The following is a 21,057-nucleotide window of genomic DNA, read 5'->3' on the forward strand; positions in this document are numbered from 1 at the left end:
CCGGAGCGCCCCTGTCATGACGCCTGTTAGGGGGTCGGCCGGTCGTGTGTCGCCTGTGACCGGTAGATGCCGATCTCCTCCGGGCGGACGAGACCGTCCTCGATCGCACGGGCGAGTAGTGCCGCCTTTGTGGCGGCTGGCCGCCCCGCCCGGGTGTACTTGATGCGCGCACGGTCGACGTACTGCTTCACGGTGTGCTCGCTGATCTGCATCCGCCGAGCCACCGACGCCTTGGACATCGACTGGAACCAGAGCAGCAGCGCCTCACGCTCCTTGTCGGACAGCATCGGCCGGTCCGGTCGCGGGTCGCCGACCATCGCGCCGGCCAGCGCCGGCGGCACGTACGGGCGGTCGCTCGCGGCGGCCAGCACCGTCTCCACGCAGTGTTCCCGGCCCTCGTGCTTGGCCAGGAACGCCACCGCCCCGGCGTCCAGCGCGGCCAGCATCGTCTGCGGGTCGGTGTGCTCCGAATAGACCACCACCCGCCGCCCGGCGGCGCTCAGCTCGGCCAACTTGTCCAACGCCATCCGCCCGTGCAACCGCAGGTCGAGCAGGACGACGGCGGCGTGCGGGGCGGCCCGCAGCACCTCGTCCGGGTCGTCGCCGGTGGCGAGCACCGTGAGGCGCGGCTCGGTGGCGAGCCAGGCGCGGACTCCCTCGACCACCACCGGGTGGTCGTCGACGATCGCCACCCCGACCGGCTGATCGCCGCTCACCGCCGCCATCGGGTCTGCGCCCATCTGATGTTCCCGTCCCGTTCGTAGAGGTACTGCACCGGCCCGTCGTCGCGCTCACCGGGCGGTGGGCCGGTCGCCTCCGGGCCTTCCCGGTCCGGCGTGACCAGGCTGACCACCACCTCGTCCGGGCCGGAGACCACTGTCAGCCGCGCCCATTCCCCGGCGTCAGCGAGGGTGCCGGTGAGCGGGTCGGCCAGCCGGCGGCGGACCTCCACCGGCAGCGGCGGTGGGGTGCCGATGGTGACCAGGTCGATCGGCAGGCCGCTGCGTTCCGCCAGGTCGGCGGCGGCGCGCAACTCGTGCAGCAACGGGTCGGGCACATCGTCGGACTCGGCGATCAGCCGGCGTAGCCGGGCGGCGGCCAGCATGCACCGGCGCTGCACCTCCGGGTCGCCCGGGTCGGCCTGCCCGGCGGCGAGGTCACCGAGGACCCGCCCGGCCGCCGAGCTGACCAGGGTGAGCCGGTCGCGGCGTTCCTGGCGGCCACGCTCGGCGGCATCCCGCTCGGCGGCCATCGCGTGACCGGCGGCCGAGACGCCGGCCCGCTCCCGAGCCAGGCCGACGATGACGGCGCTGCCCACGAAGACCGCCACCGGCAGCGAGAACGTGCCGTAGACGTACATCACGTAGCGGGCCACGTCGGCAGGGTCGGCGCCGTGCCCCAGCACGGCCACCAGGGCGATCAGGGCGTGCGTGCTCAGCAGCGCGATCAGCCCCACCACGCGCTGGCCCCACACCGCCAGCACGAAGAACCAGCCGAGCGTGCCCCACACCCAGTTGGCGGCCGTGAACAACTGCCGATCCCCGGCCGCGGCGAAGACGGCCGCGTCGACGACCAGCAGCAACACGGCCAGCGGCCACGGCGGCAGCGGCGAGCCCAGCAGCAGCCGTACCCCGGCGACCGCGCCGGTCACGGCGACCAGTATCCAGGCGCCGAGCACCACTGCTGGCGCGGCGAACTCCGCGCGGGCGGCCAGCACCGCCGGCAGCGCGATCGCGACGTGCCAGGCCAGTGCGATGACGACGGCGGCGATCCGGGCGCCCCGGTCGGAGGCGTGCGCGACGGCGGCCGGCGCGGCGAGCGCCTCGGGGGAGACCGGCTCCCGGGGCGTCGGAACGCCGGCCCAGATCGGTGCCTCGGGAGCGTCGGTGAGGTGCGCAGGGGCGTTCAGGTCAGCCGACACCGGGCCACTCCAGTCGAATCCGGGTGCCCATCCCGACCGCCGAGTGCACCTCGGCACGCCCACCGACGGTGGCCATCCGGCCGCGGATGGACTCGCGCAGCCCGTACCGGTGCGGTGGGACGGTGGCCAGGTCGAAGCCGGGACCGTCGTCGGCGACCTCGACCACGACGCCGATCGCGTCGCGGACCAGACGCAGCGTGGCCTCGGCGCCGGGGGCGTGGCGGACCACGTTGGACAGCGCCGCGTAGGCGCTCTCGCTGATCGCGTCGGCCACCCCGACCGGGACGGCGCAGGACGTCAGGTCCAGCCGTACCGCGAGCTCGGGCAGCCGTTCGACCACCGACCGCAACCGTCCGTCGAGCGGGACCGGGCCGTCGCCGGCCACCGGGCCGACGTCGCTGAGCGAGACGAGGGTACGCAGGTCGGCCGCGCACCGGTCCCGGAAGACGGTCGAGGGACCGGCCACCGCGCCCAGCCCCACCATGGTCAACGTTCCCAGCACGGTGTCGTGCAGGTCGCGGTTCTGCTGGCGTTCGGCCTCGCGGGCGGCGCGGGCGACCAACGCCTCCCGGGTCAGCCGCTGGTGTTCGGCGAAGGCGCGGTCCGCCCGGCCGATGCGTCGCCGCATGACCCCCGCCATCATCGCCGTGCAGGCGGTCTGCGCCAGCAGCGTGGCCGCGTGCGCCCGCGCCTCGGTGGGGTTGCCGGCCGCCTGCGCGCCGGTCACGTAGGTGACGATCACGAGCAGCCCAGCGGGGATCGACCAGCGCGCCAGGGCGGTGGCCTGTGTGTTGATCACTGTGGTGCTGGCCAGCACGGCGATCCAACTGCCCTCGCCGGGCAACACCTCGGGTGCCACCAGCACAGGCATGAGGAGGCAGGCCGACGCGGTGACCGCGACGTCACCGGCGACGAGAGCGGGACCGATGCCGTGGCGCAACGCGCGGTGGGCGTACCAGAGGGACCAGCCGGTCAGCACGCCGACAGCGGGCAGCAGCACCGCCTGCTCGACCGGCGGGGTCTGCACGGACACGGCCACCGCAGCGCCGAACAGCCCGCAGGTCAGCCGCAGCAACGCCGGCAACGTGGTGAAGATGAGGCCCAGGGCCCCGCCGGCCGGATTGTCCAACGTGGGCGGCGGCACGGCTGGAGTGGCAACGGCCGGCATCGGGAAGTGCCCTTCCGACAACGACCCGGTCCGGGTCCACACGAAGCAGATAGACATTGGACAATAGCATGTCGGCTGACATCTGATGACCCCTAGTGCACGGAGTGTCGCTAATGTGTCACTCTGTGCCCGCGCGGCTGGGGGTGGTCGCACGGGTGCCGCGACCGGTCGGAACCGAGCACACCTGCCGTCCGTCTCATCCTCGGGTGAAAGGATGGTGAGCCGGATGCGCTCGTCCCGGACGGTACTGGCGGTGGCACTGCTCGGCATGGCACTGAGCGGCTGCGGTGGCACGGAGAACGGGCCGGGCGAGGCTGCCGAGCCCGCCCCGGCCCAGATCGTCGACAAGTGGACCTCCTGCGCCAAGGATGCCCCCCGAGCCGGCGAGACAATCACGTTGCCGGGCACGCAGACGTCACCACCAGCCTCGAAAGAACCGACGACCGGTCGGATCGACCCCACGTTCACCCCGGTAGCGGCCGTGATCTGCGGGCGGGAGACCCGGCCGGGCCGCCGGGGCGGCCAGCAGCAGATGGCCACCGAGCGGCGCGCCGAGGAGATCGCACCACTGCTCGCCGCGCTGCGCCTGCCCAGCGAGCCGACCGGCGGGAAGGTCGCCTGCACCCTCGACATGGTCGTCCCGCCGTGGCTGGCCCTGGTGGACGACCGGGGGCGTTGGCTGCGCCCCCAGATCCCGACCGACGCCTGCGGCAAGCCGCGCCGCGAGGTCATCGCGGCCCTGGCCGGGCCGCAGTGGAGCACTGTGGACACCCGTACCATCGGGCAGGTCGAATCCGCGGCGGCCGAGGCCGCCGGATGCGCCCAGCAGTGGACGGACATGGTGTGGGTGGAAACCAGGAGCCGTCGCCCCGGGCCGGCCGGGCCGGTCACCCGACCGGCCGCCGGGCCGCTGCGCCTCTGCGTCTACCAGGTGCCCGAGTCGCTCCAGGAGGGCGAAAAGCCGGCCGGCGATTTCGTGTACGGCGGGCCACTGCCAACCGAGCGCCAGGCGGGTGTGCTCCGGGCGCTGAACAACCGCCGGGCGGTGGTCGACTGCGCCACCCCGGCGACCCGCTTCGCGGTGCTGCGACCGCTCGACGGGGAACGCCCCGACTGGTACGTGGAACTCGACGGCTGCCGACGGTTCCTCGTCACGCCACCGATCGGTGCAGCCCAGCTCGGCCAGGGCGACGACACGCTGGTCAACCTGCTCGGACCGGTCTGAGCCGTCCCGGCTGATCCGCACCACCGTCGGTACGCCCTGTCGGGGCGCGTGACCCCTGGTCGCTACTTCGACAGGGCCCGCTCCAGCTCGCTCTTCGACATCGACGAGCGGCCCTTGATGCCGCGTTGCTTCGCCTCGTTGTACAACTGCTCCTTGGTGCGACCCTGAGCGCCGCTGTGGGAGCGCTTACCGCCACGGTGCCCGGACGACACGTCGTTGCGGGAGGATCGGCTCGCCGTGCGGGATTCACCCGAGCGGGCCCGTTCCTTGTTGACAGTGCGCGCCGCGATCTCCTTCGCCCGGCCGGAGGAGGCACCGCGCTTCTGCGCGCTCTCCTTGATGTGTTCGTACTGTCGTTCTCTCTTCGGGCTCGATCCTGCTGGCATCGGTGCCTCCCACCTCCGCTGTCGGGTGCGGTCGAGGCCCGGCTGGCGCGCCGCCGAGCTGCGATCGGTCGGGGCCTCGTGCGCACGCTTTTCGCACACGATGCCCCGTCGCCCCGAGGGTCAAACGAGTGTGGCGGCACCTGCCGACACCATCCGCTGGCGCGGGTACCTCACCAGGTCTCCGGGCGGCTGGGATCGCCGACCGGCCGGTACCCGCCGAGGATCGTCAAGCCCTCCGCCTCGGTGTAGCCGTCCCCCCACCCCTTGCGGAACGCCTCCACGACGAACGGCTCGACGGTCATCTCCAACACGTCACTGCCCTGCCGGCGGGCCCGGTAGGGGCCGACGGTGAGATCCCCGGCCCGGGCCCCGCCGGCCGGGGCGGGTTGCGCCCGAACGGTCAGCCAGCGACCGGATGCGTCACCGACCACGAGAGCGCCCTCGACGAACGTCCCCCGCGCCGAGCGGCCGAACGTGACCGAGCATTCGAGCAGCCGTCCGCCGGGTGGCACCGACTCCAGGCGGAACGGCACCACACAACGGTGGGCGCCATCGAACCGGACCCGGCCCGCCGTGCCCGTCGCCTCGTCCCGGGTGGGCGCGTACGTGTCCAGTTGGGCCCAGAGCCCGTCGACGGGTTGCCAGCGAACGAACCACAACTGCCGGTCACCGGACGGGTCGAACCAGGCGACACCCGGGCGGTCACCGACTCGTACATCGGAGCGTGGCTGCGGTCGTCCCGCCGACGACAACGTCTGCTGAAGCTCGTCCAGCAACACTTCGGTGCGGGCCAACACGAACCGGGCCTGCCCACTGCGGCCCCGGAACTCGACGCTCTCGATGCCGCGCCCGGCACGCCACGTCGCGTACTCCGCACCGCTCACCAGGGCGCCGGGCGAGAAGTGCACGGTCGCGGGATCGGCACCCACCTCCTCCGGCCGTACGGTCGCAGCGCCTCGTGCCTCCGGCAACATCAGTGCCGAGGCCGGCACGATCGGGTCGTCGGTGGTCCGGCCGCCCGGGAGCACCAGAACCACCGAGGTGAGAGCAGCGCACGCCGCCGCCACGCCGCCGGCGATCAGTGCCCGTCGCCGCAGCCTCAACCGCCGGCCGCGAATCCGGGCGTGCTGCACGAATGGTGTCGGGTCGACATCGCCACCGGCACGATGCTTCAGCGTGCTGGCGAGCTGCTCATCGAGGTCGCTGAACATCAGAACTCTCCTGCCCGTGCGGGGGATGCCGCAGCCTGTCGTTGACGCAGCGCCGTCAGCGCCCGCTTCGCGTGGGTGCGTACCGTCCCGGTCGAACAGTCGAGAATCTCCGCGATCGACGCGTCATCAAGATCCTCGTAGTAGCGCAGGACGATCACCGTGCGCTGACGCGCCGGCAGCGCACAGACCAACCGCCACAGCGCGTCGCGCTCAGCGACCCCGGCCGCCTCGTCCACGTCACCGGCCTGATCGAGTACGGCGGCGACGGTGATCTCCCGGCTGCTGCGCCGACGCCACCAGGATCTGTGGGCGTTGACCAGCATCCGGCGGACGTAGGCGTCAGGACGATCCGTCCGGCCGATCCGCCCCCACCTCGCGTACGCCTGGGCCAGGACCTCCTGCACCAGGTCCTCGGCCCGGTACTCGTCACCGGTCAGCAACCGGGCGAGCCGCACCAGGGCCGACGTGCGGGTGAACGCGTACTCCTCGAACGTCACGCCCTATTAACGCCGTGGACCGGTCAACCCGTAGACACCTGCCGGGCACCGAACCTGAGGTGCGGCGGCGGTCGGCTCAGGGCGGGGATCCTCCCGTCGGTACCGCTTGCCCACCGCGCTTCCCGTATACGTCGTCCTATCTCCGCCCTCGGAGAAAATCTATGCTCGAAACGCTAGACATCCTTGCCGGTCCCGACTAACGTTCCTGAGGTCGAAGACGGAGTAAACAAAGACGCTGACGTTGCCGCCCCCCACGAGGGCGAAGGAGTCGGGACAGGGAACGTGCAAGTCCTGCTCAGCTCGGCGGCAGACATTTGCCGTAGTTCGGTAGTACGTGTGTGACAGCGGGTGAGGCCGACGCTTGTTCAGGGCTTCACCCGAGGCAAGGAGAGTTCGTCGTATGTGTCGGGGCCATGAAGTCGCGTGGGGCTCGGGCACTGACGAGACAGCACGGAGTAAGGCAGAGGAATCAGAGGCAAGGGAGGGCATTACACCGTTGGATCGCCCGCTACCAGTTGCATCTGTGGGCTGGGCGCGGACACCGCAGTTTCCCTCGAACGAGAGGTGGTCTCCGGTCACGCTTATGCGATCCTCGCACCCGAAGCCGTCCCTGACGGCCGGTGCGGACAAGACAAGCCGACGTTCTGTCGGTAGATGGTGTTCCTGACCCACAACCCTTGGGCCCCGGTGCTTCCGAGCACCGGGGCCCTCGTGATGGAGGTTTCATGGCTCAACCCGACGACATGCTCGACGATGAGGACTACCCCGCCTACACGATGGGCCGTGCCGCCGAGATCATCGGCTGCTCGCAGGACTTCCTACGCCGACTGGGCGACGCGAAACTGATCAACCCGCAGCGCTCCAGTGGCGGGCATCGCCGCTACTCTCGCTACCAAATACGCCTCGCCGCGCGCGCCCGCGAGATGTGCGACCAGGGCACCGACATCGCCTCGGCCTGTCGGATCATTATTCTTGAGGACCAACTCGAAGAGGCCCTTCGACGCAACGAGCGCCACCAGCAGGGCTGAGCACACCCGTCCGTGCTGGCCTGCAGCAAGGTGAAGCCGAACGCCATACGGTCCCTCCCCTCAGGGCAGGGACCGTCTGTCGTCTGTAGAAGGGCTTCGTGGGGAGCGGAAGCCCCTTGACCTGCGGCGAGGTAGGTGCGCCCGGCAGGATTCGAACCTGCGGCCTTGGGATTAGAAGTCCCCTGCTCTATCCGCTGAGCTACGGGCGCGTGTGGCGTGGATGTCGCGCCCAGAGGGTACCGCCGTCCCACTGCCCGACGGCGGAAAGGGTGCCCGCGTCCACGTTGCCGAGCAGAGTCTCACGTCCGCCGCGGAGCGGGCATCCGGGTTACCGCGGACCGGCCCGGCCCCGGACCGTACCTTTGGCTGGTGTTGCTGGATTCCGACGCCGAGAGCGACGTCGCCTACGAGCTGTGCCAGGTCGTCGGTCGCGCCATCCTGCCGTACCGGTCATCGGGCGGTTTCGGTACCGCGTTCTTCTTTCGCAGCGGCGACGACCCGGTGGGGGAGTCGTTGTTGACGGCGGCCGACCTGGTGGGCGCTTCCGGGGGTGAGTTGGGCCTGCGGTCGAGCGTCACCGAACCGGCGGGGGTGGCCCCGAAGGTCGTGTCCGAGGCGGAGATCGTGCCTGGTTGGGCCCGCTTCGGGGGCGACGGGGTGGCGGTGTTGCCGACCGCCGGCCTGCACCGGTACGCCGGTGACGGCGGCTGGCGGTGGCGCGTCCAGCCGGTGCCGGCGGGGATCGCCGCCGGGCCCGAGGTGGTCGCCCGCCTCGGCGCCGACGCCGGTTCCGCTTTCGTGCTGGCCCATGGGGTACGCGAAGACGGGTCGCGCCCGCTGGAGGTCGCGATCGAGCGGGTGGTCCGCGACGGGGACGCCGTGCTGATCACCACGGAGCTGCCGCCGGGGTACGTCGGGGCGCCGGTCTTCATCGTCCAGGCCGGCGACACCGGCGACGTCGCACCGTACTGCCTGGGTCTGGTCCTGCCTGGCGTCGGCGCGCACCCGGTGGCGACCTTCGACCGGATCCGTGCCGTCCTCCCGGCGACGCCCGGCGACGTCTGAGCCGGGACGCCGTCCGGCGATGTCGGACTGCCCCCGTTGTCCGGTGACGTCTGAGCGGCGACGCCATCCCGGCCTGTCAACTGCCGGGCGTTGTCGCCGTCGCCGCGTCGGCTGTCGGTGAACTGGTCGGGTCAGCGTCGGCCGGGGCGGTGGGGCCGGCGGCGAGGAACGCCTCGGCCCAGCGGCCCACCTCGTCGAAGACCTTCTTCCGTACGGCGGGGCCGGAGAGCGTGAGGTCGTGCAGCCCGCCGTCGAAGCGGGCCAGTGTGACGTGGCGACCGAGGCGGGGCGCGTAACGGACCATGTGGTCGACGTCCAGTACGGCGTCGGCCATTGTCGCGTTGGCGTGCCACTTGGTGCCCCGGAAGGACCGGGTCGAACAGGCCAGCAGCACCGGCACCTGGATGTCCAGCCCGGCACGGAGTCGACGCTGCCCGGTGCGGATCGCGTTCAGCCAGCCGGCCCGGACCGGGAACCCGGCCAGCGGCTTCCACGCCAGGTCGTAGGTCCACTCGCCGCGGTGGTCGGAGTGGATGCTCTCGCCGTACACCGTGCCCAGCCCGAACGGCAGGATGCGGTGCGGCGCTCTGCGGCCCAGCCGGGACGCGGCGGCCGCGAGGGGTCGACGGATCGCCCAGGGGGCGTTGAGGTCGAAGAAGGGGCTGTTGAGCACCAGGCCGTCGACGATGCCGGTGTCGCGGCGGGAGTCCGCCCACAACGAGATGATCAGGCCGCCGGTGGAGTGGCCCATCGCCAGCAGGGTCTCGTGCCCGTCGTCCTTGCGGATGATCTCAGCGGCGGCATCCAGCTCGGGGAAGTAGTCGCTGATGTCGTGGCAGAAGTTCGGGGTCTGGCCCGGGAGCAGACTGCGACCGTATTTGCGCAGGTCGAGGGCGTAGAAGTCCCACCCTCGCTCGGCGAAGAAGTCGGCCAGGTGGGTCTGGAAGAAGTAGTCGACGAAGCCGTGCACGTAGAGCACGGCCCGCCCGGTGGGGCGTTCGGCCCGCCTCCGGACCAGCGTCGCGACAACGGGGCCTTCGTCGTCGGCGCCCAGGTCGATCGTCTGCCGCTCGTACGGCGGCCCCAACACGTCCGGTTCCACGAACGCGACGCTACGCCGCCGACCTACCCAGCGGTAGCCCACGCCCGCTCGGTCCGCCCGCCCGGCGGGTTCGTCCCCGCGATCTTGCACTTTCTGTCCCGACATACAGGGGACATAGCCGCTATTCGGGCGATGAAAGTGCAAGATCGCGGGGGTGAGGCGTGGGTCAGGCCGTTTCCGCGTCGGCGCGGGGGGCCTCGTCGTCGGACTCGGCCTGCGGCTGGGGGAGGTCGCGCAGGTGCTTGTTGTGCCGGGGCTCCTGGCGGGTCTTGGCGTCGTTGAGACGACGGCGCAGGTCGTCGCGGACGTCGTTGAGGGCGGCGTGCAGGTCCTCCTCCGCGGAGGTGGTGACGATCTTCTGCCGGCCGGCGATCCAGCACTCGAGCGTGACCTTCTGCCCGCGTGCCTCCCGGTCCTTCACCGACACCTCCAGCTCGGTGGCGTCGGCGTGGAAGCTGGCGAGCCGGGCGTCGAGGGTGGCGAACTGCTCGGCGATCCAGTTCCGGTCGCCCTGCGAGAACCCGGCGCCCACCCGCAGGCACTCAGCCACGGTGGCCGGGTTCGCCACGGCGCTCATCGCCGCGCCTCGGAAGCGTTCGCGGAACCGATGGTAGTGATCGTCATGGCGCTGACCTCTCGTCGACGTGCAACTGTCGGTGGTGCGTTGATCAAGTCCTTACCCAGTTCGAGCGGCCCGGGAAACCGTTGACGGCGGGTCGGGCGGGTCGGGCGTACCACACCCGGGCGTGATCAGGGCGTTGTCCACAGGTGGGTTCGTCATCCACAGGCCGGCGGTGGGCGGTGGCGGTGGGCGGCCTCGGTGTCGAGGCTCGGTGGCGAGTCGACTCGCGCTGGCAGGCCCCGATCCCCCTGGAGGGACGATGTTCGACACTTACGTGACAATCGTCGGCAACGTGCTGACCACGCCCGAGTGGCGGCGTACGACCCAGAGCAACACCCTGGTGGCCAACTTCAAGGTCGCCTCCACCGCCCGCCGGCTCGACCGGGACAGTGGCCGGTGGGTGGACGGCAATTCGCTCCGCGTCCGCGTCAACTGTTGGCGCAAGCTCGCCGAGGGGGTGGCGGCCTCTGTCATGGTCGGCGATCCGGTGGTGGTCTGCGGGCGGCTCTACACCCGCGACTGGACCGACGACGCCGGCAACCACCGCACGCTCTACGAGTTGGAGGCGGTCGCCGTCGGCCACGATCTGTCCCGCGGCCGGGCCCGGTTCCTGCGCAACCGGCCGAGCGTGACGACCAGCACCGTGGAGGACGCGGAGGCCGACAGCCGGGTGCACGGCGAGCCCACCGAGCCGGTGCCGGCCGGGCAGGCCCCCGCGCTGCCCGACGACCGGCCGCTGGACGACGACTTCGAGCTGCCCGACTACGCCGAGCTGCGCACCAGCCCGTTCGGAGGCAGTCCGTTCGGCACCAGCCCGTTCGACAGCGACCCGGAGGACGATTCCCCGAGCGGCGGGCAGGTCGAGCAGGTCGACGCCGCACTGGGCATCGACGAGCTGACAGCTCCGTCCGAGGCGAACGACGACAACGCCGACGGTGACCTGGACCTCGAGTTGGGGGCGGTGCCCGACGAGGGGCAGCCCGAGCCGACGCAACCCGGTCGCGGGCGGCGCGGTCGGGGCCGGATCCCGCAGCCGGCCTGACCGATCCGGGCGGCACGAACGGGGGCGGGGTGGCGGCGCCTGCAGCGTCGTCACCCCGCGTGACGGGCGTCGGCGGGGTGGCCCGACTGTTCGCTCCAGGGGTTCTCGTCGCGGCTGCGGCACCGTGTGTTGGGCTGATTCCCGGGGTGCTCGTCTAGGCTGGCCGGCCGGAGGTGGTGCGGGTGCGACGGACAGCGCCGATGGCGAACGCGGTGGGGCTGCTGGCCGGTTACGCGCTGGACAGGCTGCTCGGCGACCCCCGCCGGTGGCACCCGGTGGCCGGCTTCGGGCAGGCCGCCGGGGCGCTGGAGCGCCGCCTCTACCGCCCGGACCGAACGGCGGGTACGGCCTTCACCGCGCTGGCCGTCGGAGGGCCGGTGCTGCTCGGAGCGGCCGCCGCGGCGGCTACCCGGCACCGGCCGGTGACCCGGGCGGTGCTCGTGGCGGCCGGCACGTGGAGCGTGCTGGGCGGCCGCACGTTACGGCACGAGGCGACTGTCATGGGTCGGACGCTGCGTGACGGCGACCTGCCCGCTGCCCGGCGACGCCTCGGCAACCTCTGCGGGCGGGACCCGTCGACGCTTGGCGAGTCGGAGCTGGCCCGTGCCACAGTCGAGTCGGTCGCCGAGAACACCTCCGACGCGGTCGTCGCTCCGCTGCTCTGGGGTGCGGTCGCCGGCCTTCCCGGGCTGCTGGGCTACCGCGCGGCGAACACCCTCGACGCGATGGTCGGGCACCGGTCGGCGCGCTACGCGCGGTTCGGCACCCCGGCCGCTCGGCTGGACGACGCGCTCAACCTCGTACCGTCCCGGCTGACCGGGCTGCTCACCGTCGCCGTCGCGCCGGTCGCGCACGGGGACCGGCAGCGCGCCTGGCAGGTGTGGCTGCGCGACCGCAACGACCACCCGAGCCCCAACGCCGGCCAGTGCGAGGCGGCGATGGCCGGTGCGCTCGGGGTCCGCCTCGGCGGCCGCAACGTCTACTTCGGGCGCTCCGAGGTGCGGCCGTTCCTCGGCGACGGTCCCCGCCCGGAGGCGCGGCACCTCAAGCGGGCCGCCCGGATCTCCGGCGCGGTGGGGCTGGCCGCGGTGGGGCTGGCCGCCGCGTACCCGGTGACCCTCGGCCGGCTGATCGGCGCCGTGGGCCGGCGCGGGTTGACCGCCGTGACCGGCGGGCGCGTGCGGGCCGGCGGGACCGGGCTGGCAGCCGGGGTCGGCACGCGCGGACTGGTCGGGCGGCGTGGGTTGGCCGTCGGGGCCGGAGGGCGCGGGCGGGCCGGCGGAGTGGACGCGGGTGTCGGGGTGCGGCGGGGGAACGGGCGGTGAGTGGCGGGCTGCTGGTGGCCGGCACGACGTCCGACGCGGGCAAGAGCGTGCTCACCGCCGGCATCTGTCGCTGGCTGCACCGCCAGGGCGTGAAGGTGGCGCCGTACAAGGCGCAGAACATGTCGAACAACTCGGCCGTGGTCGTCGGGCCGGACGGGCGCGGCGGCGAGATCGGGCGCGCCCAGGCCATGCAGGCTGCCGCGTGTGGGCTCGCACCCGACCTGCGGTTCAACCCGGTGCTGCTCAAGCCGGGCAGTGACCTGGCCAGTCAGGTGGTGCTGCTGGGCGAGGCGGTCGACACGATCACCGCCGGCACCTTCCGGCAGTTGCGTCCCCGGCTCGCCGAGACCGCGTACGGCGCGCTCGCCGAGCTGCGCGAGACGTACGACGTGGTGATCTGCGAGGGCGCCGGCAGCCCGGCCGAGATCAACCTGCGGGCCGGTGACTACGTCAACATGGGGCTGGCCCGGCACGCCAACCTGCCCACCATCGTCGTCGGCGACATCGACCGGGGCGGAGTGTTCGCCTCGATGTTCGGCACCGTGGCCCTCCTCGACCCGGCCGACCAGGCGCTGATCGCCGGCTTCGTGATCAACAAGTTCCGGGGTGACCGGGGGCTGCTCCAGCCGGGTCTGGACATGCTGCGTCAGGTCACCGGCCGCCCCACGTACGGGGTGCTGCCCTGGGCACTGGACCTGTGGCTCGACGCGGAGGACTCTCTCGCCTACGGTCGCGTACTCGGGCGCCCCGCAGCCCCGCACGGCACCGAATGGCTGGACGTGGCCGTCGTCCGCCTGCCCCGGGTCAGCAATGCCACCGACGTGGAGGCGCTCGCCACCGAGCCGGGTGTCCGGGTCCGCCTCACCATCGAACCGGCCGAGCTGGCCGCCGCCGACCTGGTCGTCCTGCCCGGCTCCAAGTCCACCGTCGCCGACCTCGCCTGGCTGCGCGAGACCGGTCTCGCCGACGCGGTGGCCACCCATGTGGCGGCCGGCAAACCTCTGCTCGGCCTCTGCGGCGGCTTCCAGATGCTCGGCCGCGCCATCCATGACCCGGTGGAGAGTCGGCAGGGCAGCGTGCCGGGGCTCGGTCTGCTGCCCATCGAGATCACCTTCGATCCGCGCAAGACCGTGCGGCAGTCGGTGGGCACCGGCCACGGTGGCCTTCCGGTGCACGGCTACGAGATCCACCACGGGTACGTGTCCCAGGCCGACCCCAGCCTGCCCCCGCTGCTGACCGGCGACGACGGTGTCGGAGAGGGGGCCGTGCTCGGCGCGGTGCACGGCACGCACTGGCACGGGGCGTTCGAGTCCGACGGCTTCCGCCGGTGGTTCCTCACCGAGGCGGCTCGCCTGGCCGGCCGCAGCGGGTTCCGGGTCGCACCGGCCACCAGCTTCGCCGCCGCCCGGGAACGCTCGCTTGATCTGCTCGGCGACCTGGTCGAGGAACACCTGGACACCGATGCCCTCTGGCGGCTCATCGAAGCCGGCCCACCCGCCGGCCTCCCCTTCATCCCACCCGGCGCGCCACCCTCCTGACTGGCACACCGTCCCCTTGGGACTGTGCAGGCGGGGGACCGCCCATGATCGTGCTCGATCGGTGTTCTAGGGGCCTCGTCCGCGCGAGGAGGGGCCTGTTTCCTGGATCGAGCGTGATCGTGAGCCGGCTGCCCGCCCGCCCGAGGTGGGCGCAGGGTGGTGGGACTCAGGGGCGGATGTCGGCGGGGCGGTCGGTGGTGGGCAGGCCGGCGGCGAGCCACGCGTCCACACCGCCGATCATGTCGGTGGCCCGGCGCAGCCCGAGGGTCTGCAGACTGGCGGCGGCCAGGCTGGAGCTGTAGCCCTGCCGGCACACCAGCACGATCTCCCGGTCGTACCCGGTGGCCTCCGGGATCCGCCAGGCGCTGGCCGGATCGAGGCGCCACTCCAGTACGGTCCGGTCGATGACGACCGCGCCCGGCAGGTCGCCCTGTTCGCGGCGTTGCAGGTCGGTACGGGTGTCGACCAGCAACGCGCCGCCGCGGACCGCCTCGACGGTCTGCTGCGGAGTCAGTCGGTGCAGCCCGGCGCGGGCCTGTTCGAGCAGGGCGTCTATGCCGGGGCTCATCACGTCTCGGAGCACCACCCGATCATCCCGATTCGGTGGCACCCCGGGCGGCGAACGGGCCGCCCGTCACCCGTCGTCGCCCCAATTCCCCCGGACGTGACGGTGGCCGGCCAGGGCGACCAGCCGGACGGGTCACGGTGGCCCACCCTGGCCCCTCGGCCAGCATGATCGACGTGGCCGGGGAACCGACAGCGTGGGTTCCTCGGCAGGGACACCGTGACCGCACCGAACCGGAGTCGATCACGATGCCCGCCGGTGGTGGCGGCATACTTCGGTCATGCACCACACGAGGTCGTGCTGAACCCGGAGACTGCCGGGCCGACCGTGGCGGTCGTCGAGGCGTACGCCGAACTGGCTCGTCGGGTGCTCGCGGGCCCGGCGCGGTTGGGGCGGACCCGGCTGGTCGCCGTCGACGGGCCGAGCGGCGCGGGCAAGAGCCGGTTCGCCGCGCAGCTCGCGGATGCCCTGGCGCTGCCGCTCGGCGACCGACCGCCGGTGGTGCACACCGACGACCTGCTCGATGGTTGGGACGACCAGGTCACCTTCTGGCCCCGGCTCGACGACTGGGTGCTCGCCCCGCTGCGCGCCGGGCAGCCGGGTGCCTACCGGCGGTACAGCTGGGTCCGGCACCGTTTCCTGCCCCGGCCGGTGCCGGTGCCGGCGGCTCCGGTGCTGCTGGTCGAGGGGGTCAGCGCCGCCCGCGCGGTCGTCCGGCCGGAGCTGACGCTGGCCGTGTTCGTCACCGCACCCGCGTCGCTGCGGCTGGCACGCGCGGTCGCCCGGGACGGTCCGGAGATCCTGCCCGAGCTGCGCCGCTGGCACGACGGTGAGCGGGCGCACTTCGCCGTCGACGAGACCGCGACCCACGCCGACCTGGTGGTCGACGGCGCGCCCGGCCTGCCGTACGACGCGGACCGGTACTACGTGCGGCTGCGCTGAGCGGGCATGGACGTTGGCCACCGACTACGGCACGATGCGGGAAGCTACGGCGAACGGGGAGCCACCATGACGGCAGCGGACGCGCCAGCGCGGCGTCGGATCACCCTCACCGGCATCAGCTCACGGGCCTGGGAGCATCCCGCCGACCGGGGTGCCCTGGTCGCGCTGCGGGAGCTGCGCGGTTTCGACGACGTGGTGCGGTCGTTCTTCGGCATGTGGAACGAGCGGGGTTTCCGGCTGTCCGTGCTGGCCTCTGGCATCCGGGTCGACCACCGGCAGTACCCGGCGGTGTGGCAGCGCTACACCGAGGCCGCGGCGGCGCTCGACGTGGCCGAGCTGCCCGAGCTGTACGTGACCCAGTCGCCCTGGTTGGGCGCCGAGGCGGTCGGGCTGGAGCGGCCGTTCATCGTGCTCAACTCCGCGTGCGTGCAACAACTCGACGAGGACGAGCTGCGCTGTCTGCTCGGCCACGAGTTGGGGCACGTGGGCAGCGGGCACGCGGTCTACAAGACCATGCTCATGATCCTCACCCGCTGGGCTGCCAATCTGAGCTGGTTGCCGGTCGGCGCGATCGCGCTGCGGGCCATCATCGCGGCGATGCTGGAGTGGTGGCGCAAGGCGGAGCTGTCCGCCGACCGGGCGGGTCTGCTCGCCGGGCAGGACCCGGCCGCCGCGTTGCGGCTGTTGATGAAGCTGGCCGGTGGCGGTGACCTGTCCCAGGTCGACACCACCGCCTTCCTGGAGCAGGCCGCCGAGTACGCCGGCGGCGGCGACCTGCGCGACAGCCTGCACAAGATCCGGATGACCGCGTGGAGCACCCACCCGGTGCCGGTGGCGCGGGCGGCGCAGCTGCGCCAGTGGATCGACTCCGGGGCGTACGGGCGGGTGCTGGCCGGGGACTACCCACGCCGTGAGGACGACAGCTCGACCAGCGTCACGGAGGAGATCAAGGCGGCTGCCGAGTCGTACCGGGAGGAGTTCAGCAGGTCCAGCGACCCGCTGGTCGGGTTGCTGCGCCGGCTCGGCGACGGTGCGAGCGACGTCGGCGAGTGGGTGGGCGGCACCGCCGGTCGGGCCCGTTCCTGGATGGACGCGGCCACCGAGGCGGCGGGCCGCGCCCACCGCGCCGGGCGGGCCGCCCCCGGCGCGCGGGCCGGCGCCGGCTCCACGGACAGCGGTGACGGTACGGGCTCCGCCGGCACGCCCAGGTAAGGCCGGCATACGATGCCGGTCATGACCTCACCGATCATGTCCGAGTCCGAGGTGCGAGCCGCCGTCGAGCGGGAGATGCCCGGCGTCCGGGCCGACCTGGAGCGCCTCGTCCGCATCCCCGGCATCGCCTTCGAGGGCTTCGACCACTCGCACGTGGAACGCTCCGCCGAGGCGGTGGCCGAGCTGCTGCGCGGTTGCGGCCTGGACGTCGAGATCGTGCGATCCGGCGGCCAGCCGGCGGTGATCGGCCGTCGGGCCGCGCCGCCCGGAGCGCCCACCGTGCTGCTCTACGCCCACCACGACGTCCAGCCGGTCGGCGACCTGTCGCTGTGGGAGTCCGACCCGTTCGAGCCGGTGGAGCGGGACGGCCGGCTCTACGCCCGGGGCGCGGCCGACGACAAGGCCGGCATCATGGCGCACGTCGCGGCGCTGCGCGCGTACGGTGACGCGCTGCCGGTCGGCGTGGTCCTGTTCATCGAGGGCGAGGAGGAGTACGGCTCCGACTCGCTGGAGCAGTTGCTGGTCGAGCACCGCGACAAGCTCGCCTCCGACGTCATCGTGATCGCCGACTCCGGTAACTGGGACATCGGCGTACCGGCGTTGACCACCTCGCTGAGGGGCATCGTCAACTGCTTCGTCGAGGTGCGCACCCTCGACCAGGCGGTGCACAGCGGCATGTTCGGCGGCGCCGTGCCGGACGCGCTCACCGCGCTGGTCCGGTTGTTGGCGACGCTGCACGACGACGCCGGTGACGTGGCGGTGGAAGGGCTGGTCGGCCGGGAGGGCGCCACCGTCGACTACCCGGAGGACCGGATCCGGGCCGAGGCGGGGCTGGCCGACGGCGTGGGGTTCATCGGCACCGGCCGGATCACCGACCGGCTCTGGACCAAGCCGGCGCTGGCCATCCTCGGTGTCGACGCGCCGTCCACGGGCGAGGCGCCGAACGCCCTGGTCCCGTCCGCGAAGGCGAAGCTCAGCATCCGGCTCGCCCCGGGCGACGACAGCAAGCGGGCGTACGCGGCGGTGCGCGCGCACCTGGAGCGGCACGCGCCGTGGGGTGCGCAGGTGACCGTCACCTTCGAGCACGACGGTGACCCGTGCGTGATCGACGCGTCCGGGCCGATGTTCGACGCCGCCCGGTCGGCTTTCCGGGCCGCCTGGGACGGCACCGACCCGGTGGACATCGGCGTCGGCGGCTCGATTCCGTTCATCGCCACCTTCCAGGAGATGTTCCCGAAGGCGGCGATCCTGGTGACCGGTGTGGAGGACCCGCACGCCCGTGCGCACGGCCCGAACGAGAGCCTGCACCTGGGGGAGTTCGCCCGGGTGTGCCTCGCCGAGGCGCTCCTGCTGGGCAAGGTGGCGGCAGCGGGCGGGTAGGCCTCCGGCACGGCGCGGGAACTTTGGGTCTGATCTGGGGGTTTACGGCGTGTCGGCCCGCTGTCTGTTATAGCCTTTCGTACATGAGTACGAACGAGGTGATGGCCCGGTTGGGGGCCGCTGTCAGCGCGCTGGGAGATGTCGACGTCTCCGCGTGGTCCGAGGACACGCTCAACGAACAGCTCGGTGAGCTTTCCGCCGCACTGGTCGCCCTCGACTCGGTGCTCTCCCGCGTGGCCGGCGAGGTCCGGGCCCGGGGGCTACGCATCGAGGAGCCCGTCTCGGCCTAGGGCTGCCCGCCCGTCGTCCGCGTGAGCGGGCGGCACCCTGCCGACACCGCCCGGGCACGGCAATGCCCGGGCGGTGTCGGAGGTGCCTGGCAGGATGAGCTGCGTGCGGTTCCTCGATCTGGCAGCCACCTCCGCCGCCGTCGGTGCCACCAGCGGCCGACGCGCCAAGGTGGAGCTGCTCGCTGACGCGCTGCGCCGACTGGATCCCGACGAGGTCGAGCCCGGCGCCGGCTATCTCGCCGGTGAGCTGCGCCAACGGCAGACCGGGGTTGGCTACGCGAGCCTGCGTGACCTGCCGCCCCCGGCCGCCGAGCCGACGTTGACGGTGGCCGCCGTGGACGCCGCCATCGCGCAGATCGCCGCCGTGCACGGCTCGGGCTCGCAGGCTCGACGTCGGGCGCTGCTCGGCGCCCTCTACGCGGCGGCGACGGCCGACGAGCAGCGCCTGCTCACCGGTCTGTTCAGCGGCGAGCTCCGTCAGGGCGCCCAGGCCGGGCTCCTCGCGGACGCGGTGGCCCGGGCCGCCGAGGTGCCGGTGGCAGCGGTCCGTCGGGCGCTGCTGCTCGCCGGTGATCTGCGGGCCGTGGCGGTGGCCGCGCTGGCCGGCGGGGCCGCCGAGCTGGCTGGGTTCGGTCTGCGGGTCGGCCGACCGCTGGCGCCGATGCTCGCGCAGAGCGCCCCCTCGGTCGACGAAGCGCTCGCCGCGACCGGCACGCCGGCGGTGGTCGACGTGAAGCTCGACGGCATCCGCATCCAGGTGCACCGCTCCGGCACCGACATCGCGGTGTTCACCCGCAGCCTCGACGAGATCACCACCCGGGTGCCCGAGGTGGTCGCCGCGGTCCGCGCCCTGCCCGGCCGGGAGATGGTCCTCGACGGCGAAGCGATCGGCCTCGACGAGACCGGCCGCCCGCTGCCGTTCCAACAGACGTCGAGCCGGGCCGCCCGGCGCACCACCCCCAGCACCACCGGGCGCACCCCGGTCGCCCCGGCGGTGCTCGCGGCGGCTGCCAGCACGGGTGCGACGGTGCTCACCCCGTACTTCTTCGACCTGCTGCACCTCGACGGCGAGGATCTGATCGACCTCCCCGGCAGGGAGCGGTGGGCCGCCCTCGCCGGTGCTGTGGATTCGTCGCTGCTGGTCGGCCGCATGGAGGTCGACGATCCGGAGCAGGCCGCCAGCGCGTTCGCCGCAGCGCTCGACGCCGGCCAGGAGGGCGTGGTGGTGAAGGCCCCGGACGCCCCCTACGACGCCGGCCGGCGCGGTTCCGCCTGGGTCAAGGTGAAACCGCGACACACGCTCGACCTGGTGGTCCTCGCCGTCGAGTGGGGCAGCGGCCGACGCAAGGGCTGGCTGTCCAACCTGCATCTGGGTGCGCGTGACGCGCGCACCGGCGACTTCGTCATGCTCGGCAAGACGTTCAAGGGGCTCACCGACGAGCTGCTGCGCTGGCAGACCGAGCGGTTCCTCGACCTCGCTGTCGAGCGCGGCGACTGGGTCGTCCGGGTCCGGCCCGAGCAGGTGGTGGAGATCGCCTTCGACGGGGTGCAGACGAGTTCGCGCTATCCCGGCGGGATGGCGCTGCGGTTCGCCCGGGTGGTGCGTTACCGCGACGACAAGTCCGCCGCCGAGGCGGACACCATCGACGCGGTCCGCGCCATCCACGCCGGCCGGGTGAGCGGCTGACGGGGAGTGCTCAGGCGGACGCGGTCGGCGCAGGCTCGGCGGCCCGGTCCAGGGGAGCCTCGGTGACGCCGATGCCGGCGGCCCGGCGGGCCTCACGACGGGCCACCCAGCCGTAGCCGAACAGGGCCATCACCGCGAACAGCCACCACTGCACGACGTAGCCGAAGTTCTGCCAGTTGTTGGCGTGCCCCACCGGCACCGCCTTGAACACCGGGTCGGCTGCCGGGGTCTGCTCGTCGAGCAGCAGGTAGGCGCCGTAGACCGGGTAGGGAAGCTCGCCGGCCAGCCGTGACACCCCGATCCGCCGGATCTCCAGCAGCCCGTCACGTCGGGCCACCGCGCCGGCGCCGCTCTCGGTCTCGTGCACCCGTCCGACCACCGTCACGTCGCCGGTCGGCGCGGCCGGCACCGACGGCTGGGCGGTCGCCCCACCGGCTGCCGGCGGGATCCAGCCCCGGTCCACCAGCAGCGCCGTGCCGTCGGTGAGCACCAGCGGGGTGAGCACCTCGAAGCCGACGCGGCTGTCCACCGTGCGGCCGCGGACCAGCACGGTGTTCGCGGGGTCGTACCGGCCGGTGACGGTGACCCGGGTCCAGACCTTGTCCTCGGCGGGGGCCGGACCCACCGTCCCGGGGCCGCCGCTGGGGGCGCGCAGCGCGTCGGCGAGCGGCGCGGGGACCATCCGCTGGCCCGCGTCGATCCGCTCGTTGACCTCGGTGCGCCCCCGGTAGCGGTCCAGCTGCCAGTTGCCCAGGAACACCATGACGGCGGCGGCGACCAGGGTCAGCGCGAGAGCGCCCAGCCAGCGTGGGCTCAGCAGGAACCGGTACACGGCACCGAGGCTACTCGTA

General features: G+C 72.8%; 20 protein-coding genes, 1 tRNA gene and 1 pseudogene. 11 read left to right on the plus strand and 11 right to left on the minus strand.

The window, feature by feature from the left end; translation table 11 throughout:
- Positions 1 to 26 precede the first annotated feature (26 nt).
- Genes KBX26_RS18795 through KBX26_RS18805 form a run of 3 tightly spaced genes read right to left on the minus strand, consistent with a single transcriptional unit; the run spans position 27 to position 3,089 of the window.
- Entirely contained in the window at positions 27 to 740 is a 714-nt protein-coding gene (locus KBX26_RS18795; protein ID WP_210866001.1) for a response regulator transcription factor, read from the minus strand.
- Positions 713 to 1,867, minus strand: coding sequence for a hypothetical protein (locus KBX26_RS18800; protein WP_307857856.1), 1,155 nt, complete (start codon positions 1,865 to 1,867; stop codon positions 713 to 715). Before KBX26_RS18800 ends, KBX26_RS18795 begins: the two co-directional genes overlap by 28 nt.
- A gap of 43 nt (positions 1,868 to 1,910) precedes the next feature.
- Entirely contained in the window at positions 1,911 to 3,089 is a 1,179-nt protein-coding gene (locus KBX26_RS18805; protein ID WP_210866041.1) for a sensor histidine kinase, read from the minus strand.
- 226 nt (positions 3,090 to 3,315) lie between these two features.
- On the opposite strand from KBX26_RS18805, the gene KBX26_RS18810 reads away from it, so the two are divergent.
- A complete protein-coding gene (locus KBX26_RS18810; RefSeq protein ID WP_210866003.1) occupies positions 3,316 to 4,314 on the plus strand; it encodes a hypothetical protein in 999 nt (332 codons plus the stop codon).
- A 62-nt stretch (positions 4,315 to 4,376) separates the two neighbouring features.
- Here the strand turns inward: KBX26_RS18810 and KBX26_RS18815 are convergent, their stop codons facing one another.
- From KBX26_RS18815 to KBX26_RS18825, 3 genes are all read right to left on the minus strand, one after another.
- Positions 4,377 to 4,700 carry a plasmid stabilization protein gene (locus tag KBX26_RS18815; RefSeq protein ID WP_210859168.1) on the minus strand — a complete coding sequence of 108 codons (324 nt, stop codon included), beginning with the start codon at positions 4,698 to 4,700 and terminating at the stop codon, positions 4,377 to 4,379.
- 170 nt (positions 4,701 to 4,870) lie between these two features.
- On the minus strand, positions 4,871 to 5,911 hold the full coding sequence (locus tag KBX26_RS18820) for a hypothetical protein (RefSeq protein WP_210866004.1): 1,041 nt from the start codon (positions 5,909 to 5,911) through the stop codon (positions 4,871 to 4,873).
- Positions 5,911 to 6,408 (minus strand): SigE family RNA polymerase sigma factor, encoded by a 498-nt coding sequence (locus tag KBX26_RS18825; RefSeq protein ID WP_210866005.1) that lies wholly within the window; start codon positions 6,406 to 6,408, stop codon positions 5,911 to 5,913. Before KBX26_RS18825 ends, KBX26_RS18820 begins: the two co-directional genes overlap by 1 nt.
- A gap of 725 nt (positions 6,409 to 7,133) precedes the next feature.
- Here KBX26_RS18825 and KBX26_RS18830 point away from each other — a divergent pair.
- On the plus strand, positions 7,134 to 7,436 hold the full coding sequence (locus tag KBX26_RS18830; RefSeq protein ID WP_210866006.1) for a MerR family transcriptional regulator: 303 nt from the start codon (positions 7,134 to 7,136) through the stop codon (positions 7,434 to 7,436).
- 136 nt (positions 7,437 to 7,572) lie between these two features.
- Here the strand turns inward: KBX26_RS18830 and KBX26_RS18835 are convergent.
- A tRNA-Arg gene (locus tag KBX26_RS18835) sits at positions 7,573 to 7,645 on the minus strand.
- Positions 7,646 to 7,805: 160 nt separating this feature from the next.
- On the opposite strand from KBX26_RS18835, the gene KBX26_RS18840 reads away from it, so the two are divergent.
- Positions 7,806 to 8,501 carry a hypothetical protein gene (locus KBX26_RS18840; protein ID WP_210866007.1) on the plus strand — a complete coding sequence of 232 codons (696 nt, stop codon included), beginning with the start codon at positions 7,806 to 7,808 and terminating at the stop codon, positions 8,499 to 8,501.
- Positions 8,502 to 8,577: 76 nt separating this feature from the next.
- Here the strand turns inward: KBX26_RS18840 and KBX26_RS18845 are convergent, their stop codons facing one another.
- Complete coding sequence (locus tag KBX26_RS18845; RefSeq protein ID WP_030333413.1) at positions 8,578 to 9,603, minus strand: alpha/beta hydrolase; 1,026 nt, start codon at positions 9,601 to 9,603, stop codon at positions 8,578 to 8,580.
- A gap of 166 nt (positions 9,604 to 9,769) precedes the next feature.
- A complete protein-coding gene (locus KBX26_RS18850; RefSeq protein ID WP_030333415.1) occupies positions 9,770 to 10,180 on the minus strand; it encodes an HPF/RaiA family ribosome-associated protein in 411 nt (136 codons plus the stop codon).
- Positions 10,181 to 10,484: 304 nt separating this feature from the next.
- On the opposite strand from KBX26_RS18850, the gene KBX26_RS18855 reads away from it, so the two are divergent.
- From KBX26_RS18855 to KBX26_RS18865, 3 genes and pseudogenes are all read left to right on the plus strand, one after another.
- Positions 10,485 to 11,267 (plus strand): single-stranded DNA-binding protein, encoded by a 783-nt coding sequence (locus tag KBX26_RS18855; protein WP_210866008.1) that lies wholly within the window; start codon positions 10,485 to 10,487, stop codon positions 11,265 to 11,267.
- A gap of 200 nt (positions 11,268 to 11,467) precedes the next feature.
- Positions 11,468 to 12,451, plus strand: a pseudogene (locus tag KBX26_RS18860) (cobalamin biosynthesis protein); the annotation flags it as partial.
- A gap of 137 nt (positions 12,452 to 12,588) precedes the next feature.
- Positions 12,589 to 14,130 carry a cobyric acid synthase gene (locus KBX26_RS18865; protein ID WP_210866009.1) on the plus strand — a complete coding sequence of 514 codons (1,542 nt, stop codon included), beginning with the start codon at positions 12,589 to 12,591 and terminating at the stop codon, positions 14,128 to 14,130.
- A 166-nt stretch (positions 14,131 to 14,296) separates the two neighbouring features.
- Here the strand turns inward: KBX26_RS18865 and KBX26_RS18870 are convergent, their stop codons facing one another.
- The gene (locus KBX26_RS18870; protein ID WP_088949799.1) at positions 14,297 to 14,698 is read right to left on the minus strand and encodes a rhodanese-like domain-containing protein; all 402 of its coding nucleotides are present in this window, start codon (positions 14,696 to 14,698) and stop codon (positions 14,297 to 14,299) included.
- 324 nt (positions 14,699 to 15,022) lie between these two features.
- On the opposite strand from KBX26_RS18870, the gene KBX26_RS18875 reads away from it, so the two are divergent.
- From KBX26_RS18875 to KBX26_RS18895, 5 genes are all read left to right on the plus strand, one after another.
- Positions 15,023 to 15,637: a hypothetical protein gene (locus KBX26_RS18875; protein ID WP_210866043.1), complete on the plus strand. Its 615-nt coding sequence runs from the start codon at positions 15,023 to 15,025 to the stop codon at positions 15,635 to 15,637.
- A gap of 66 nt (positions 15,638 to 15,703) precedes the next feature.
- A complete protein-coding gene (locus tag KBX26_RS18880) occupies positions 15,704 to 16,849 on the plus strand; it encodes a M48 family metallopeptidase (protein WP_210866010.1) in 1,146 nt (381 codons plus the stop codon).
- Positions 16,850 to 16,885: 36 nt separating this feature from the next.
- Positions 16,886 to 18,229 carry a dipeptidase gene (locus KBX26_RS18885; RefSeq protein ID WP_030333427.1) on the plus strand — a complete coding sequence of 448 codons (1,344 nt, stop codon included), beginning with the start codon at positions 16,886 to 16,888 and terminating at the stop codon, positions 18,227 to 18,229.
- An 83-nt stretch (positions 18,230 to 18,312) separates the two neighbouring features.
- Complete coding sequence (locus KBX26_RS18890; RefSeq protein ID WP_030333429.1) at positions 18,313 to 18,519, plus strand: hypothetical protein; 207 nt, start codon at positions 18,313 to 18,315, stop codon at positions 18,517 to 18,519.
- A 94-nt stretch (positions 18,520 to 18,613) separates the two neighbouring features.
- Positions 18,614 to 20,206: an ATP-dependent DNA ligase gene (locus KBX26_RS18895; RefSeq protein ID WP_247680809.1), complete on the plus strand. Its 1,593-nt coding sequence runs from the start codon at positions 18,614 to 18,616 to the stop codon at positions 20,204 to 20,206.
- Between the two features lie 10 nt (positions 20,207 to 20,216).
- Here KBX26_RS18895 and KBX26_RS18900 read toward each other — a convergent pair whose 3' ends face one another.
- The gene (locus KBX26_RS18900) at positions 20,217 to 21,038 is read right to left on the minus strand and encodes an SURF1 family protein (RefSeq protein WP_210866012.1); all 822 of its coding nucleotides are present in this window, start codon (positions 21,036 to 21,038) and stop codon (positions 20,217 to 20,219) included.
- Between the last annotated feature and the right edge of the window lie 19 nt (positions 21,039 to 21,057).

The organism is Micromonospora sp. C97 (genome assembly GCF_018070385.1).
GTDB classification, from domain to species: Bacteria; Actinomycetota; Actinomycetes; order Mycobacteriales; family Micromonosporaceae; genus Micromonospora; species Micromonospora parva.

Excerpts from the sequence above, each read along its gene's own strand:
- KBX26_RS18795 (WP_210866001.1), bottom strand. The coding sequence starts at position 740 with ATGGGCGCAGACCCGATGGCGGCGGTGAGCGGCGATCAGCCGGTCGGG.
- KBX26_RS18805 (WP_210866041.1), bottom strand. The coding sequence starts at position 3,089 with ATGCCGGCCGTTGCCACTCCAGCCGTGCCGCCGCCCACGTTGGACAAT.
- KBX26_RS18810 (WP_210866003.1), top strand. The coding sequence starts at position 3,316 with ATGCGCTCGTCCCGGACGGTACTGGCGGTGGCACTGCTCGGCATGGCA.
- KBX26_RS18815 (WP_210859168.1), bottom strand. The coding sequence starts at position 4,700 with ATGCCAGCAGGATCGAGCCCGAAGAGAGAACGACAGTACGAACACATC.
- KBX26_RS18820 (WP_210866004.1), bottom strand. The coding sequence starts at position 5,911 with ATGTTCAGCGACCTCGATGAGCAGCTCGCCAGCACGCTGAAGCATCGT.
- KBX26_RS18830 (WP_210866006.1), top strand. The coding sequence starts at position 7,134 with ATGGCTCAACCCGACGACATGCTCGACGATGAGGACTACCCCGCCTAC.
- KBX26_RS18850 (WP_030333415.1), bottom strand. The coding sequence starts at position 10,180 with ATGAGCGCCGTGGCGAACCCGGCCACCGTGGCTGAGTGCCTGCGGGTG.
- KBX26_RS18855 (WP_210866008.1), top strand. The coding sequence starts at position 10,485 with ATGTTCGACACTTACGTGACAATCGTCGGCAACGTGCTGACCACGCCC.
- KBX26_RS18870 (WP_088949799.1), bottom strand. The coding sequence starts at position 14,698 with ATGAGCCCCGGCATAGACGCCCTGCTCGAACAGGCCCGCGCCGGGCTG.
- KBX26_RS18880 (WP_210866010.1), top strand. The coding sequence starts at position 15,704 with ATGACGGCAGCGGACGCGCCAGCGCGGCGTCGGATCACCCTCACCGGC.
- KBX26_RS18885 (WP_030333427.1), top strand. The coding sequence starts at position 16,886 with ATGTCCGAGTCCGAGGTGCGAGCCGCCGTCGAGCGGGAGATGCCCGGC.
- KBX26_RS18890 (WP_030333429.1), top strand. The coding sequence starts at position 18,313 with ATGAGTACGAACGAGGTGATGGCCCGGTTGGGGGCCGCTGTCAGCGCG.
- KBX26_RS18895 (WP_247680809.1), top strand. The coding sequence starts at position 18,614 with ATGAGCTGCGTGCGGTTCCTCGATCTGGCAGCCACCTCCGCCGCCGTC.